Source organism: Cupriavidus sp. (genome assembly GCF_057315035.1).
This window is the reverse complement of sequence record NZ_DBHKYV010000061.1, coordinates 1-15,062: the sequence shown is the minus strand read 5'-3', so window position 1 is coordinate 15,062 and position 15,062 is coordinate 1. Positions and strand designations below refer to the sequence as shown.

The 15,062-nt window shown below is 56.2% G+C and carries 14 protein-coding genes and 2 pseudogenes; 9 read left to right on the top strand and 7 right to left on the bottom strand.

The window, feature by feature from the left end; genetic code table 11:
- Positions 1-221 precede the first annotated feature (221 nt).
- Entirely contained in the window at positions 222-554 is a 333-nt protein-coding gene (locus ACO550_RS37385; protein ID WP_315598504.1) for a hypothetical protein, read from the top strand.
- 263 nt (positions 555-817) lie between these two features.
- Positions 818-1,693, top strand: a complete 876-nt coding sequence (locus ACO550_RS37380; protein ID WP_485995142.1) for a tyrosine-type recombinase/integrase — start codon at positions 818-820, stop codon at positions 1,691-1,693.
- Here the strand turns inward: ACO550_RS37380 and ACO550_RS37375 are convergent.
- Positions 1,690-1,845: a hypothetical protein gene (locus ACO550_RS37375; RefSeq protein ID WP_315598518.1), complete on the bottom strand. Its 156-nt coding sequence runs from the start codon at positions 1,843-1,845 to the stop codon at positions 1,690-1,692. The two genes, ACO550_RS37380 and ACO550_RS37375, sit on opposite strands and share 4 nt — an antisense overlap.
- On the opposite strand from ACO550_RS37375, the pseudogene ACO550_RS37370 reads away from it, so the two are divergent.
- A pseudogene (locus tag ACO550_RS37370) lies at positions 1,777-2,740 on the top strand (IS91 family transposase); the annotation flags it as partial. The gene ACO550_RS37375 and the pseudogene ACO550_RS37370 sit on opposite strands and share 69 nt — an antisense overlap.
- Before the next feature lie 648 nt (positions 2,741-3,388).
- Here ACO550_RS37370 and ACO550_RS37365 read toward each other — a convergent pair.
- The 6 genes and pseudogenes from ACO550_RS37365 to ACO550_RS37340 form a co-directional block, all read right to left on the bottom strand.
- Positions 3,389-3,907 carry a DUF6714 family protein gene (locus ACO550_RS37365; RefSeq protein WP_315598506.1) on the bottom strand — a complete coding sequence of 173 codons (519 nt, stop codon included), beginning with the start codon at positions 3,905-3,907 and terminating at the stop codon, positions 3,389-3,391.
- Between the two features lie 13 nt (positions 3,908-3,920).
- Positions 3,921-4,139 carry a hypothetical protein gene (locus tag ACO550_RS37360; RefSeq protein ID WP_485995141.1) on the bottom strand — a complete coding sequence of 73 codons (219 nt, stop codon included), beginning with the start codon at positions 4,137-4,139 and terminating at the stop codon, positions 3,921-3,923.
- Complete coding sequence (locus ACO550_RS37355) at positions 4,105-5,946, bottom strand: hypothetical protein (protein WP_315598507.1); 1,842 nt, start codon at positions 5,944-5,946, stop codon at positions 4,105-4,107. Before ACO550_RS37355 ends, ACO550_RS37360 begins: the two co-directional genes overlap by 35 nt.
- Positions 5,947-5,985: 39 nt before the next feature.
- Positions 5,986-6,405: pseudogene (locus ACO550_RS37350) on the bottom strand (DUF6531 domain-containing protein); the annotation flags it as partial.
- On the bottom strand, positions 6,308-6,700 hold the full coding sequence (locus ACO550_RS37345) for a hypothetical protein (protein WP_315598508.1): 393 nt from the start codon (positions 6,698-6,700) through the stop codon (positions 6,308-6,310). The gene ACO550_RS37345 and the pseudogene ACO550_RS37350, both read right to left, overlap by 98 nt.
- A 454-nt stretch (positions 6,701-7,154) precedes the next feature.
- Positions 7,155-7,427 (bottom strand): hypothetical protein, encoded by a 273-nt coding sequence (locus ACO550_RS37340; protein ID WP_315598509.1) that lies wholly within the window; start codon positions 7,425-7,427, stop codon positions 7,155-7,157.
- A gap of 1,224 nt (positions 7,428-8,651) precedes the next feature.
- Here ACO550_RS37340 and ACO550_RS37335 point away from each other — a divergent pair.
- The 6 genes from ACO550_RS37335 to ACO550_RS37310 all read left to right on the top strand — a co-directional run bounded on the left by ACO550_RS37335 (position 8,652) and on the right by ACO550_RS37310 (position 14,787).
- Positions 8,652-9,068, top strand: a complete 417-nt coding sequence (locus tag ACO550_RS37335; RefSeq protein WP_315598510.1) for a hypothetical protein — start codon at positions 8,652-8,654, stop codon at positions 9,066-9,068.
- 23 nt (positions 9,069-9,091) lie between these two features.
- The gene (locus ACO550_RS37330; RefSeq protein WP_315598511.1) at positions 9,092-10,426 is read left to right on the top strand and encodes a radical SAM protein; all 1,335 of its coding nucleotides are present in this window, start codon (positions 9,092-9,094) and stop codon (positions 10,424-10,426) included.
- Positions 10,427-11,185: 759 nt separating this feature from the next.
- A complete protein-coding gene (locus ACO550_RS37325) occupies positions 11,186-12,076 on the top strand; it encodes an aldo/keto reductase (RefSeq protein ID WP_315598512.1) in 891 nt (296 codons plus the stop codon).
- Between the two features lie 449 nt (positions 12,077-12,525).
- Positions 12,526-13,464 carry a hypothetical protein gene (locus tag ACO550_RS37320; RefSeq protein ID WP_485995140.1) on the top strand — a complete coding sequence of 313 codons (939 nt, stop codon included), beginning with the start codon at positions 12,526-12,528 and terminating at the stop codon, positions 13,462-13,464.
- A 346-nt stretch (positions 13,465-13,810) separates the two neighbouring features.
- Positions 13,811-14,104 carry a hypothetical protein gene (locus ACO550_RS37315; RefSeq protein ID WP_315598514.1) on the top strand — a complete coding sequence of 98 codons (294 nt, stop codon included), beginning with the start codon at positions 13,811-13,813 and terminating at the stop codon, positions 14,102-14,104.
- A 56-nt stretch (positions 14,105-14,160) separates the two neighbouring features.
- Positions 14,161-14,787, top strand: a complete 627-nt coding sequence (locus ACO550_RS37310) for a tyrosine-type recombinase/integrase (protein ID WP_315598517.1) — start codon at positions 14,161-14,163, stop codon at positions 14,785-14,787.
- Positions 14,788-15,062 lie beyond the last annotated feature (275 nt).

Below are 15,062 nucleotides of genomic sequence, written 5' to 3'. Positions count from 1 at the left end.
GCCGATGCCGATGCCGATGGCATCGGCGGCCTTGCGCCCATGTCCCGACTTCCAGCGTCAAGAACGAAGTCAGTTTCAGCGCATCTTGGGTAACAGAGATCGCACGAATCGAGTCGTTCAACAAGCTCATCAGAAGAGGAATCATCCCGCCCGAAACCCGCAGCGATGACGGCAACATCTACGCCGAGAAACGCTTCCACGTGATAGCGGCTCCCCGCTTCATGGAAGAGATCGGCGCCGCATTGAAGAGCACGCCGTCAACGGGCCTCTTTCATGCTCTGAGGAATGCTGGCCGAGAGGCGGTGGATTCGTGGCTATCGGAATATCTCAGATATGAAGGCGAGAGATCAACGTTCATCGTAGAAAAGGAAATCAAGCCGAGTACACAGGGCTCAGCCGCCGCGATTCAAACGCTCAACTCCGTCAAGGGGACGGCAGGCTATTGCTCAACGGTATGCTGCGGGCACGGCATTCTCTCTTTTTCGTTGCTCCGGCTCAATCCCCGCCGCCCCTTTCGGTCTGCCGTCAAACTCAACAAAGTTTCACGTTCGTGAAACTCCATCTCACTTCAATCACCCCCCAAAGCGTGTTGCGAACAAAAAATCCAAAGCCGTCCCAAACTATGAGCGTCTGGATCGTCGTGGATGGCAATCAGGGCAGTGTTTGACCGGCGAAAGGGAGGGCCGTAGTCGGCCAGAGGACTAAACCGCTCGCGCGGTAACCCTCCGTCCAATGCGCAAAGTGACTGAAGCGCCTGCGCTGTCTCCTAAGTTGAGGACCGAGGCAACTTGCCTCGTTTCCCGACAGGAGCCCAGCCATGTCAGTCGCGACACCTACCATCAGCCCGCTACGCCAGCGCATGATCGAGGACATGCGGATGCGCAAGCTTGCGGACAAGACCCAGGCCCAGTACCTCCGCACCGTGCACCAGTTCGCGGCCTTTCTCGGCCGCTCGCCGGACACGGCCAGTACCGAGGATCTGCGGCGCTATCAACTTCACCTCGTCGATCACGGCACCTCACCGACTTCGCTGAATGCCGCGATCACCGGACTGAAGTTCTTCTTCGAGGTAACCCTCTGCGATGCCAACCGGATGGCCAGGATGCGCCCGGTGAGCGTGCCGCGCGTCCTGCCTGTCGTACTCAGTCCCGATGAAGTCGCCAGGTTGCTGGCTGCCGCCAGCAACCTGAAGCACCAGACCGCGCTCGCGGTGGCCTATGGCGCAGGCCTGCGCGCCAGCGAAGTCGTCGCGTTGCGGGTCAGTGATATCGACAGCCAGCGCATGACCCTGCGAATCGAACAAGGCAAGGGTCGCAGGGACCGCTACGCCATGCTCTCGCCGGTCCTGCTCGAACGCCTGCGCACCTGGTGGCGCGTGGCTCATGCTCAGGGCAAGATGCTCGAGGGTGGCTGGCTGTTTCCGGGCCTCAATCCCATCGAGTCACTCAGCACCCGGCAACTCAACCGTGCCGTCCACGCCGCCGCGCAGGCCGCAGAGATCGACAAGCGCGTATCCATGCATACGCTACGGCATAGCTTTGCGACACACCTGCTCGAGCAGAAGGTCGATATCCGCGTGATTCAAGTACTGCTAGGGCATAGGAAGCTGGAGACGACAGCGCTCTATGCCCAGGTCGCCACCGATCTGCTGCGCGAGGTGGTCAGCCCCCTCGAGAATCTGCATTCCGACTAGGAAGTCCCGCCGCCGAGCTCAACGTGCTCGAGGTCGCGGATATCTTCCGCCTCCACGGGCCGGCCTGGCGACAGACTGCCTCCTTGAGCCTTGGGCAGTTGCAGGTCATGTCGGCCATCGAACAGTGCCGTACCGCGGCGCTGGGAGGGCATGTGCTGCGCTGTTCCGGCTGCGCCAACCTTGAGGTGTCCTATAACTCCTGCCGCAACCGACATTGTCCCAAGTGTCAGGCCAGCGCCGCGCATCGCTGGCTCGAAGCGCGCACTGAGGATCTGCTCCCCGTGGCGTACTACCACGTCGTGTTCACACTGCCCGCGCCGATCAGCGCCATCGCCTGGTACAACAAGGCGGTGATCTATGGCCTGTTGTTCGACGTCGCCGCCGACACTCTGCGGACCATCGCTGCACCTCGGTGCGCAGATCGGTGCCACCCTGGTGCTGCATACGTGGGGCTCGGCACTTACCCATCATCCACACGTACACGGCATCGTCCCGGGCGGCGGTCTCTCCCCAGATGGGCAACGCTGGATCGCTTGCCGTCCCGGCTTCTTCCTGTCAGTCCGCGTGCTCTCCCGCCTCTTCCGGCGGCGCTTCCTCGATGCACTCCAGGACGCACACACGTTGGGGCAATTGCAGTTCTTTGGTGAGTACAGCGCCCTCGCCAATCCGGACGCCTTTGCGCAATGGTTGGCGCCACTACGCGCCACCGAGTGGGTGGTCTACGCCAAGCGACCGTTCGCCGGTCCAGAGGCAGTACTGGCCTACCTGTCGCGCTACACGCACCGCGTGGCGATCTCCAACCAGCGCCTGGTCTCGCTCGACGAACGCGGCGTGACCTTCCGCTGGAAGGACTACCGCGCCAAGGGATGCACGCGCCGTAAGACCATGACGTTGGACGTCGGAGAATTCATGCGCCGCTTCCTGCTGCACGTACTGCCGGGCGGCTTCCATCGCATCCGCCACTACGGATTGCTTGCCAATCCAGTGCGCCGCGCGAATCTGGTCAAGATACGCTCGCTATTGAGCGTCGTGCAGGCGGTGACTGCTACGCCTGACGATACCGATGTCCCCGCACCTCCGTCCTTCGTCTGCCGGCACTGTGGCGCCCCGATGCTCGTCATCGAGGTCATCCCGCGCAGCGCGTGCATCCGCGGACCGCCACCGCAGCGAGCTCCGGCATGAGCCCACACGTTCCACACCTACCACTCAACCGACGGCTCTTCGGAATCTGGAGCCGCAAGCGGAGCGTTGCGCTCACCGACTCCCTCGACCAGGTTGCATGCACTGGGTATCCACGCGATCCTGAACTGCTCCGACCTTCGCGCCATGGCAGGAGCCGATTGATGGCCTGCCTCCTCTTCAAGCCATGACGCCGCTGATGGGGCCAACCCATCAATCGCCATAGCCCGCATCACCGACATCGCCGGACTCCGCGGTTTCCTCCCCTGAGGTTTGTTCAACGCCTGCCCTCATACCCCTGGAATTCTGCAGCCAAGGGCAGGCATCAAACAAACCTAAACAGACTCCGCCATTCCCGATTCATCAGCGAGCGTCTGCTGTGCAACCAAGAACTGACACACCCGGGAACGCTGTGGCTTCTGACATCTGAACTCAAATGCGCCGCCTTTCGATGGCATTTGGTACGCATTGAGACTTCATACGGAGGGGCGATGAAATGAACCGCCAGCTATGAGCTCACTCACCGCTTCGGGGGAGCCAATAATTTGTCATGGCCTCCGATACAAGCTGGTAGTCGAATGGATCATCCTGCCGATCTTTCTCCATTCTAAATTTGAGAAACGCAACGATCGCCTTTACCTGCTGTTTCGTCAGCGGTGCAAACTTGTGTACCGCGCTATCCCAAGCCGTAAGATTCCCATACCGCCGTGGATTGACAAGTTTATTTCGCTCGTCATCCGTCAGGCCATACGTGAGCACGAAAGCCAGGTGGTTCTGTTGAAATTCGTACCCGTTAAGTTCTCGGATGAGGTAGGCTGGAAGAAAATATCGAAATGCCTCTGCGGAGAAGAAGGACAGTGCTGGATCACGATCGAGTTCGTCATCCGTCAACTCGTCCCGCAGTTTTCCGGCAAAGGTCTTCTCAACAAGAGCGGGCTCATGACCCTCTCTGCTGCTAACAATGGACCACAACGGTGGAGGCTCGACATCACTGAAAGCCTCGATAATTGCGTTAGCGATTTCTTGGGTGTCCATTCATAACTCCAAACTACGGTTTTGCCAAATACGAATCGCACTTGGCAACGGCCCGCCAAGCGTTTCTCTCGGGAACCTCGTGTTCCGGGTCACCGCCTCTGAAGCAAGTCTGCATAATCCTTGTGCGAGCCATAGCGCAACGTAGTGCCTGATCGCGTTTGTACTGCAACAACTCAGGTCCATCTGTGCTCCCGCAACTAAATGCCCCGGCATTTTTGCACTCTGCCTCCACGGCGTCGCGTAGTTGTGTGTACTTGTTCCAGTCGCAGTCTCCGGGCGGTTCGCTCTTGTTGAACACTTTTGTCGACAACCTGGGAAATGGCTTCGCCACACGCTTCTTGCACCCTTACCAAAAACCTTAAGACATACAAACCGGGAGTCATTTTCTCTCGGGTAAGGCTCGGATCAAGGTCAGACGCGGCGCTCGACCCCGGATAGGTCGGCATGCTCTGCCCTGGGCGAATCGGCGGCACGTACTGATTCGGCAATGGTATCGCTTGGGCGTGTGCCGAACTAATGACGGCAGAGAGCCAATCCTTCAGCCACCGGATCACGGCATTCCAGCCCGAGGCCAGACGATTGGACACATAGGCCAGCGACGAAGGTGCGGCAGCACCTTCCACCGCAAAGGGGCTGACCAGATTGGAATCATTGACCCTTTCAGGAATCGTGATGTTGTCCAGGATTTGGATGAGTCGGTGGGCGGCATCATAGGTATAGCGCGTCACAAGGTCGTACGGTCCGACAATGCCAACAAGTTGCCCCACCGCATCGTATTCATATCTGGTCTGGATCCCGTCGATATCGACGTCGGTCATGCGGCCGCGTACATCGTAAGCGTATTTAATCCGAGATCCGTTGACATCCACAGCCTCAAGCAGTCTGCCCGCTGCATCATATTGCACGGCGGATCCGGTTTGCCCCGCCATGTTCGTCACAGAAGCCAGATTGCCTTGGGCATCGTGCGTGAACGTCCAGTGGCCAGTGACCGTGTCCCCAACCTTGTCGATGGCCGTAGCTACCAAGCCATTTGCGCCATAGGTCCACATCGTGCTCGTCACGTCGCCGGACGGCTGGGCATTGACCCCTTGGCTGCCGTTAGAGTCGTTGGTTGGATACCAACCGTAGGTCAGCACCTGCCCTTTCTCGTCATAGGTGAAATAGTCCACGCGACTCGGCGCAGCCACCTTCAGCGGCAGATTCCACGTCGGATGCCACTCGGTGGTCGTGGTCTTGGCGTCGGCCGTGCTGTAGCCCTCGATGCGTTGCGTCTCGCGGCCCTGCGCGTCGTAGCTGTAACGGGTATCGCTGCCGTTACGGTCGACTGTGCGGCTGACGTTGTTACCGGCGTCGTACTGGATCGTGTTGAAGGGATCGCCAATCAGACTTGAACCGGATGCGCCGGTGGGCTGGCGCAGCTTGCCGACCAGTTGGTAAGTGAAGTTGCGCGTCAGCGCATTGCCGTCCGTCACCAGGGTGGCATTCGCACCGTAGCTGAACGACAGCTTGTCGACACCGCCCGCATGCTCCTCGCTCGTGACAAATCCTGTCGTCGTGGCGTAGTTGTATCGCGAGTAGCGTGCACCAAGCTCGTCGGTGATGCCCGTCAGTCGGCCCGGCAACGCCAAGGTGAACCCCGAAATATCCTCGCCATAGTGATAGCGCCGCAGGATCTGGTCCGGCCACATCACTGTGGAGGTGCCGTCGGCGTCGTACCCATAGCGGATCTGCTTGCCATCCGGCGTGGTCACCGCAATGAGGCGGTTCCTCGAATCGTAGGAGAACCGCAGTGTCACGCCGAACTGGTTGCGCACGCTTTCAAGCAGCCGCGCTGCTCCGCCTGGTGCGTCCGAAGTCGGCTCAGTGGTGTACGTCAGGGTGTTCACCCAGCCATTACGATCAGTCACCCGCAGCAGGCGGCCACTCGCGTCGTAGGACTCAACGGAGTCTGTAGCCGCGACATAGTATTGCCAAACTTCGCCTTGAACGTCTCCGCTTGCGCTGTTAAGCCGATCCCGCACAGCGCCGTCAGCATCCACCCATTTCTGTCCATTTCTGATTAGGCGCACAATGGTCCCATCGTCTCGAAGAGCCGAAATGGTTGGATAGGTATCGTTCAGATACGAAAGATTGAGAGATCGGTCCCAGTTGTGATGCCAGCCGCGGCCAAGAGGTGACCCCGTTCCAAGTGTCGCGATTGCGGGAGCATATCCAACGGGCACCCCCGTCCCGTGAGTTGCCATCTCGGATCGGTACGTGCGTTGGAGCACCAGAGTGTGAGATCCTGCTGACCGGAAATCAGCCGGCTCCGCCTGAAATTTCTGACCCGTAAGAGGTGAGACGGGGTTCCCCACTGGACAAGCGTTCGCTGTCGCCTTTGGAAGGTCGGGGCACTGCTCATCAAGTGGAAGCTGTGGGTTGCGTCGAAAAGCCGCAGGATTGAAGGCGCCGTTCACTGGATCTACGCAGGCTTCCCTTAGCACCACACATTTTTTCATACATCGCCCGGGTATACGGGTCCGCCAGCAGGACGCCATTCACGTATCCGGCGCAGACCCAGTTCGAACCATTCCACCGGTCAAGCCTGTATGTAACATTTAGATAGATGGTGTGGTCGAGGTTTACGCAACCCGCTTCGGCCGTGGGCTGGAAGAAGCCACTATTCCCGACGTACCCGGTCCACCAGAACTTCTGCGGAACCGCTGCATTTGTCTGTGGGATGAGAGCCAGCACCAAGAGAAGCGCTAGCAGCTGGCGCAGGCCAGCGTTGCCGACAATTTGGAGCTTGTTCACTTCGACCCTTTCATGTGCACTTCTGGTGCGCGACAATGAGCGGGTCGAGTGAATTTTGCGGCGCTTGCCTGCGAGTTTCGTTTACCTTAAATCTGATACATATATCGTTTAAATCACTTCCATTGGCGGCCAAAACTGGCCGTCCGCCCGCGCCGACATCTGACATGGAATGCATCCGAAAGGCCGCACTACATCAGATTGCCGCCATAGATTTCGGGATAGCCGAATGACGCAGATGGGTCGTCTTCTGCCACACGCGGACGGGCCCAGGAGGAACGCTCGGTTGTGCTCGGCGTCGGGCCGCACCCGGCCAGTAGCGGTCGATGATCGCAGTCCCGACGTGCCATTCGAACGACTGCTGCGCGTCAGGCACCGGCCGCCCAGAGCGTAGCTTTGCGGTCGTCCCCTTTTTTTCCGATTTCCGCGCCCGGAACTAGAACATTCGCAAGCGAGATCAAAGAATGTCCGCGACCACCAGGCCTGCAGCGATGTAAGGCCGCGTCTGCCAAATCCATTCGTCCATGCTGGACGCGCGCAGGTCCTCTTGGGAAGCGATTGCGTGCGTCATTACCGGCGCGCCGTTGTTCCCCTTCTGCAACTCGCTCGGCATTTTCGCGAAGAGCAGGGCTCCAAGGAGCCCATACTGCAGGTTGGCGGCCGAATAGTTGGCGTAGCCTGCCGCCTTTGCGAGTTCGGTTGGCGTAATCCTCTGGTCGACAGCCTTCAAGTGCGCCCTGAGCATTGCTTTGTGGCCCGGCGTGAGTTGGTGCTCAATGCGAAGAAATGCCCTGGCTGCTTCTTCTCGGTCGGATCGGCGCCGCGTCGCGCGGCGGCAAGCGAAATCTGCCGTTCACAAAGCGTGTCCCATAGCTTGCCCCAGACATCGTCGATCGTTGCCCCTTGGACATCCACGACCTTCTGCTGGTCAACCCAACATGACCCCGCGGAATCCAGCGTCAATGGAACGTGCAACCAGTGTGTATCGGCCGGCCTTCAAAGTCCTTAGCTCTTCGGACATTTCATCCTCCGCTTGCTACTGCTTGATAAATGCATCGAATGACCCGTCTTTCATCAACCGATCGATTGCTTTGGCGAGTTCGTGATAGCGTGACCATCTCGAATTCGGCACCGGCGGGCGTGGCAGAGTGGCCCACACCGGTGGAGCTACTATAAAACAGCGTCTCCCGCTTGGTGCCAGGCAGAAACCCCATCCCTACTGCCTGCCCCAGTAGCCTACGAGCTTGCCGAATTCGAGGTTCGCATAGGTGTGCGGGCGCTCATCGGAAGCTTGAGCGCCTGCCCGTGCGGCGGCGCAGGCGAGTTCCGTGTAGGTCGCAGTCCGATTGTGGGCGTCATATAGATGGCGGAGCATTGCCCAACCACTTTTCGATAGTCGACCATCGCTTATCAAGGCGCAAAGGGCTTCGAAGTACTGCCTTGCTTTTGGTACGCGTCATCTGCCTCACTCTTGGCACTGTTAGGGTCGAGTAGCGCCGACTGGCGCACTCTCCCCTCGGCCGCCTGGAGTCGGCCACCTCCTGCCATCCGTCCTTAAACCAGCGGATGGTGGGAGCGGCCGAATACCAGCCGGTCACACTTCTCCGTAGATGCGGCGGTCCCGAGCTTGAGGCGACATTCGCCAATGCCGTCGATCGGACGTTCAGACGTCGGCTGCTTGCCACGAACTCTTTGAGTGTCGGCGCCAAGCAGTCCAGACATTCACGTCTGCTAGTGTGCGGTTCCCCACAGATGTCGATGCACAACCTCGTTGTTTTGTACTGCACTATCCCTTGGGGATTTTCACGAAGGAGCAGTCGTCGAATCCCCCGAGCCGCGGCGCTGCACTTCTCTCGCGCCAACTTGTCTCTATTGTGTTTGTGCCAAACGGAGGACTGATATGCCCGAGCGCCGGCCCAAGAAGACCGATCACCTAATCCCAGTTACGACCCCGATGTCCAAATATAAGGCTGGGGTGTGGTTCGGCGATAGGAAGGAGTTCAAGGATCGCCAAACCAAAATCATGGAGGCGATTAAGGAAAAGGTTGCGTGGATACCCGTCGAAGGCGCGATCATTGCGGTCCGTGAAGAGCCGCACGGCATCGTTCTCATCGCGCCAAATCCAACACTGCCCGGCATTATCGTGTTGGCCGACGGCGCAGGGCAGAGGGATACGAAGCGCATGCAAGAGGCACACATACAACTCGTCCAAGAGCTCGCGCAGTCGTTGAGCATACCGACGCAAGTACTAACTAGCGAGGATGAGCAGGTCGAATTCGACTATGAAGATGAAATAGGGCGAATACTTGATGAGCTAGACAAGGCTGAGGGAAAGGAAGAGAAAAAGGCAAAAAAAGGGAAGCAAAACTGAAGAATTTAGTGGAGTGGCATAAAATGCAAACGATCATGTTGCGTCCTCCCAGTTATCCCTTGCCACCACTTTGGCGCGGACGCTTTGTCTACCGAAAGGACCGCGAATACGCGCTGCTCGATCCCTTGTCGTTGGAAACAGTTTTTCTGTCCGGAGAGGAGATGTACCACCTATTGTCCGGCGAGCCGGAGGCGAAGGAGATCGAAAGGTATCTGAACGACGTCGGATGCGATGGCTACGTGCCGGGCAATAGAGAGGAAGCCATTGCTGCGGTCGGCCGGCGCTTACGTGAATTTGGCTTGCCTACGAGTCCACGCAGAATCTCCGGATTCCGCGTAGTTCTGACGGATCGTTGCAACCTGAAGTGCTCATACTGCTTCGTCGAAACAAACTCCGGCAAACCTGATATGTCTGCCGAAGACCTGGAAATTGGGCTCGAATTCCTCTTCCACTGCAACGAGGGTATGCCCGAGGTTTCCGTTCAATGGTTTGGGGGGGAACCCACTACCAGATTCGATCTCATGGAGTATGGCGATGCACTCTGTGACCGTTTCGCTAAAAAATACAGGGTAGACCGAGTGCAGCGCACACTCGTTACCAACGGTGTACTACTTACCGCCCGAATGCTCGCACATTACGAGAAATTCGGGTATGGAATTGGCATCTCGATAGACGGAACACCGGAGACGAATCACAAGCATCGCACTCTGCTTGGTGGACAAGATTATTCGAAAAAGCTCCAACGAAACATACAGGCGCTTCAGGCGCTGAAGGGCGTATATCTGGGAGCCAATTTAACACCGACGCCCGAGAATCTAGAACGATTTGATGAATGCATCGACTATATTGTCAATGTCCTCGGACTTAAGTTCATATATGTTAACAATCCTATTCCTGGAGCCGGAGAATTTCCCGTATCCGGTAATAAACTCGCCGAGGTGCTGTTTCGAGCACGAAGCAGAGCACTCGCAAGGGGGGCAATTGTTCACTCAACGCTTGACCGCGTATATCAAGCACTGGACGCTCGCGTTCCTAAAGTTCTAGAAGAGGTGGATGGTTCCATCACCGCCGCACTGCTTCCCGGTGCCAAGATGAGTTTGTCTGACCTGTTTTGGTCAGACCCCACATCCATTTATGACGTTTCGGCGCTTGATGAAGAATCGATAGATTTCAAAGGATCAACGAAACGACTTTTCCCAGTTTCGGACTGCTTGTCGTGCCCCGCGATGGCAATCTGCGGTGGGCCACCACAGCCCCATGTTTACTTTTTAAAGTCGCCTCGCCCTCATCCAGCGCTTTGTGCCCTGTATCGACGTTCTATAGAACTTGCAGTATGGGATGCAACGGGGCTTCAGTAATGACCGTTGACGAATTCAATGCTGCCTTCGTGAGCACCTCTGACAAGTGCCGTATTGCTTGCGGATTCTGCTTCCGAGCGGATCGCGGACTACATGATCTCGATCCGAGCACTCTTGCGTGGACGGCTAGTCGTCTCTCAGAAATAGGTGTCCGGGCCTTTTGCTTCACTGGCGGCGAACCTACTGACCATCCAAACTTACGGCGCTTGTTGATGCTAAGTTCAAGGTTCGGAATTGCGTCATCAGTAACGACGGCGGCCCGACCTGCTTTCCCACTCTCAACGCTTACGAAATGTGCTCCATTGTTGCAGCACATCACTGTGTCGGCCGAATCCCATGGGGCACGACTTTTTGGCCGATCGGTCCGCGCATTTGAGGACGCAGTTCGGATCTACGATCGAATGAACGACCTAACTTCCGTCTCTGTTCACTTAACGTTCTATGCGTTGTCACTTAATGAAGTGCTCCAACTCGCAGAATTCGCGCGAAGGTCGAAGGGGGGGCTTGACCTTAGTTTCCTCGCTGCTTCCAAGGAGATGCTTATCCATAAAGGGGTATCGCCCAGAAGCTATTTACTTCAGCTAGCGCGCGATTTCAAGCTGCTCTCGGGAAGTTTCCAAATAGAGGAACGCTTTGCGAATAGTTTCGAGTTATTCGCGAGAATGATCAGTGATTCGGTCGGTGTACATCGACCATGCGAATCACAGAGACTTTACGTATCAGCAGACGGATATATTCGACGTTGCCCGTATATTAAAGATGGCCAAGTTTCCGTCACGTCTGCGCGAGAACGAATTCATCAAGCGATTGATGGATTTATCGCCTCCCCACCGGAGACGTCACCGTATTGTGCGGCCTTTTGTCAGTCCGCCCCATCGCTCATCTAAGTCCATGGTTTCGAAGTTGATTTTCGGCACACTGCGGGCCGCAGGAGAATTTGACGGTCTCGTGACCCGTCGCCGAAATGAGCGGCAATCGGAGCGGCTCATTGAAGCTGCCTTCGAGGCAGGCTTTAGAAGCTACGACACTGCCCCGTTATATGCGATGGGTCGCGCGGAAGAAGTCCTGAGTTCCGTCCTATCGGGTACTAAAAGTGAAGTATATACTAAAGTCGGCGTCGATATCTCGCGAAAGCCAGTGCCCGAACTCGACTATTCCATCGAGGGACTGACTCGCTCCCTTGGCGAAAGTCTGCGAAGACTAAAATCGCTGCCAATCTCCGCCGTCTACATTCACAATCCGCCCGCAGAAATTATTGGTGGGGAGGCGATCTACGAGTTTCTTGCCAGCGTGCAGTCGAGACTTGGATCTCAATCGAAGCGGGGCATCTCTCTAGCCACCATCCGAGATGGTCTTAAGATACCAACATCTGCACCGATAGATATTCTCATGATTTCTGAAAGAGACTCCCGTTGCAGTCCAATTGTATATGAAACTCTACGGGAGAAATATCGAATCGTCCTACGAGAGATATTCTTTGGGGGGAATATGTTGCATCGAGAGAATATTCGGAGGGTCGGAGTTGCTAAATTCGTTGAGGCGTACACGAGACGTATAATCAGCGTCGACGGGCGCGACGTTATCGTTGCGCCGAGGACTTGTGCGCAACTGTCTGCGTATCGGGAGCTTCTACAAAATGGCCTCGACTAAGCGAGTCAATGCTCGAGATCTCTTCGATTTAGCGAATGCTGCGCAGTGTGAGGCCGCAGTGATCAATTCGAAGCCCAAGAAAGTATCAGTCCTATGGGGCACCACTTCCATGGTCCGCCTCGACCGACGCGCTGTCGCTCATGTTCACCCTCGAGATGAGGCCCTTTCCGATCCACGATTTGGTTTCCATCCAAGTGAGGCTGACCTCTATTTCTCCCATTGGCGCTCGCAATACGGCGAACCGCTTGGTTGGCATGCAATTATTTCCGCGGCTGGAGTCACTGTGCTGCACTACAAAATCGCTTGTGCCAGGTCGGAAGTATATTTAATACCCACCTTGGACGTGTATATCCAAGCTGATATAGCTGGTGTTTTACAAATAATGCCAAATGACGGGTGTGTGCATTTTCGAGTGATACCACTCTGCAAAAGACCCATGGCAAAACTTGGTGTCTACCGACGGGCATGTGAATATGACGGAGCTTGATGCGATCCTATCTAATATCGCCGTTATTTTCTCTAGATATCGCGGAGGCATAGAGGCGCATAAACTTTGTGTCACACATCTTCAATCGATTGCCTCCAATAAGAAACTTTGGTTCCAAGTAATCGAACGGAACATGATGCGACCCGGATTTCTGGCGATCAAAAGCTCGAGCGTCGATGTCCATCTACCCATCTTGCTTGGATACGGATTTAGCGTGACAATGAATTTCTTTAGCCCCACCAGCCTAGTAGGTGGAGATGATATAGCCTACACGACAATTCACCACCATGACGATACTCTGCTGACGAGTGTGGCAGCGCTTGGCACGTATCCATCATTGATATTCAATCGGGTTTCTGCCGATGAATCTCGATTAAAGTTAAAGATGGAATATTTGCATCGAGCCGGAAATACCCTATTCATTCCAGAATATACGCCTCATGTTGTATTCTATCCCAGCGAGCTAACTATCACAATAGCCATTTGGTCTGGACCTACAAACAAGTCGATCTTCGAACCAATGCCTGACCAGCTTCGTCGGGTACAAGGGCTTTGGGGTCATGCAGGCAAAACAGATGATCTCAGAGTAGTCGATGATAATATGTATTTTTTTTCGAATCACCAACTTGAATTTTCAAGGTTTTCTGCGATTCCAAGGAGCGGTCCAGCATTCGTGCAGAATTTCTTCTGGAAACTTCAGCAAATCGGTTTTGATGATGTTCGATTTTTAATGAATTATCTACAAGGCCTCGACGAGACAGAAAGAAAAGTGGTCGCGCCGTTCATGAGGAAATTGATTCAACAGACGCCCATTCTCCTTTCCGAAGTCGGATATTCTAGACGCAGCGAATCAATGCATCCCACGCGAGCACAGATAATGACTGCAATTGATCTTCCTTAAAACACCCGTCCTTCGGCAGGACCACGTATTGCCTTCTCTAGCCGTTTGCCCTTGCCCACGTATGGGGACTTTGAACGTCGCATCCACATCGCAGAACGGTCATACGCCTCGCATCATCTCGGCCGTCCGCTTAGGGTCGAGCGGAGACCGTCGAGTATCCGCTTCACAACCTGCAATGTATGCAGCGCGGACGCATGAGGGGGCAATTACAGACGGCTCCAACACTGTTTGCGCAGAGTAGTTCGTGCCCTGTTCGGGCGATGCGGATCCAAGCCGAAAAGTTCATGATCAATGGACGTGAGTGCGTCGAACCAGTTCACTGGGCACTCCAAGCCTAGGAGAGTCCATGAACTACATCGAGCCAATCACCTGCAAGTGCGGCGTCAGGGTCCAGATTCACGAGTACCAAATGGATCTTGGCGACGATGAGCCGCGAGACCGAGGCTACTGTCCGATCTGCAGCCGCTTCCTGTTCGAGATGGAACGACCTGGGATCTTGGTGACTGAAGTCATTCTTCCTGGGGACAGGACCAAATGCGCGGACGGCGATCGTCACCTCGGCCTTCCGGCTGGTTATGACGACGAGGACTGGCCATTTCCCACACTGGCGGAACTGCTTCGACGACAGGAAGGTCGGTAATCTCCTGGCAAGAGAAGGTGCAGACTTGGTCTCCCTTCACATGAAAGGAGACCATGATGGAATCCCCCCTCCTCCGCCCGACGCGACGGATTCCATGGAACAAGGGACGGCTGACGGGGCAGAAGCCTCCGCTCAAGTTGAACGAGATATGGGCAATACGAACCCGGCTTCAGTTCACGTCAAACGTTCGCGAACTGGCGATGTTCAACCTTGCCATCGACAGCAAGCTGCGCGCATGTGACCTAACTCGCCTACGTGTGCAGGACATCTGCGTCGGCAACCAGGTCGGCACCCGCGCCACCGTGATGCAGCAGAAGACGCATCATCCCGTACAGTTCGAGATCACCCAACAGGCACGCGAAAGCGTTCAATCCTGGATTCGCACTCGCGAGCTGAAGCTCGGAGATTATCTCTTTCCGAGTCGTTTGCACTCATCTCCCCATCTCTCGACTCGACAGTATGCGCGGATCGTCCACCGGTGGGTCGCCTCAATCGGTCTGGACGACTCAGCCTATGGGACGCATTCGATCCGGCGTACCAAGGCCTCGCTAATCTATCGACGCACGAAGAACCTACGTGCAGTTCAATTGCTTCTTGGCCATAGCAAGCTTGAAAGCACTGTGCGTTATCTTGGCATCGAGGTGGATGACGCACTCGAAATGGCGGAGCAAACCGAAGTGTAGTTAAGGAAGCCGGCCGGCAAGCGGTCGCTTGCCGGCCCAGGAGCGGCCAGTCGTCGTTCGCACGATGGCCGATAGGTACCTCTAGGAAACGGCTGTCTGCGTCGCTACGCTCCCGCAATCCAACGCCCGGCGCACGCAAATATTGGCTCTCTCGCAGGGCCCCCCTCCAATGACAAAATATTCACTACTGTTGGTGGGTTTCTCGTTTCGCGGGACCGGCCCGCCGATCCGTCCGCATGTCTGCCTTGCCCCTGATCTCGCGCCTCATCGCCGCC

Coding starts and splice junctions, on each gene's coding strand:
- ACO550_RS37335 (WP_315598510.1), top strand. CDS start 8,652: ATGTCCAAATATAAGGCTGGGGTGTGGTTCGGCGATAGGAAGGAGTTC.
- ACO550_RS37385 (WP_315598504.1), top strand. CDS start 222: ATGGAAGAGATCGGCGCCGCATTGAAGAGCACGCCGTCAACGGGCCTC.
- ACO550_RS37310 (WP_315598517.1), top strand. CDS start 14,161: ATGGAATCCCCCCTCCTCCGCCCGACGCGACGGATTCCATGGAACAAG.
- ACO550_RS37380 (WP_485995142.1), top strand. CDS start 818: ATGTCAGTCGCGACACCTACCATCAGCCCGCTACGCCAGCGCATGATC.
- ACO550_RS37365 (WP_315598506.1), bottom strand. CDS start 3,907: ATGGACACCCAAGAAATCGCTAACGCAATTATCGAGGCTTTCAGTGAT.
- ACO550_RS37375 (WP_315598518.1), bottom strand. CDS start 1,845: ATGCCCTCCCAGCGCCGCGGTACGGCACTGTTCGATGGCCGACATGAC.
- ACO550_RS37325 (WP_315598512.1), top strand. CDS start 11,186: ATGGCCAAGTTTCCGTCACGTCTGCGCGAGAACGAATTCATCAAGCGA.
- ACO550_RS37315 (WP_315598514.1), top strand. CDS start 13,811: ATGAACTACATCGAGCCAATCACCTGCAAGTGCGGCGTCAGGGTCCAG.
- ACO550_RS37330 (WP_315598511.1), top strand. CDS start 9,092: ATGCAAACGATCATGTTGCGTCCTCCCAGTTATCCCTTGCCACCACTT.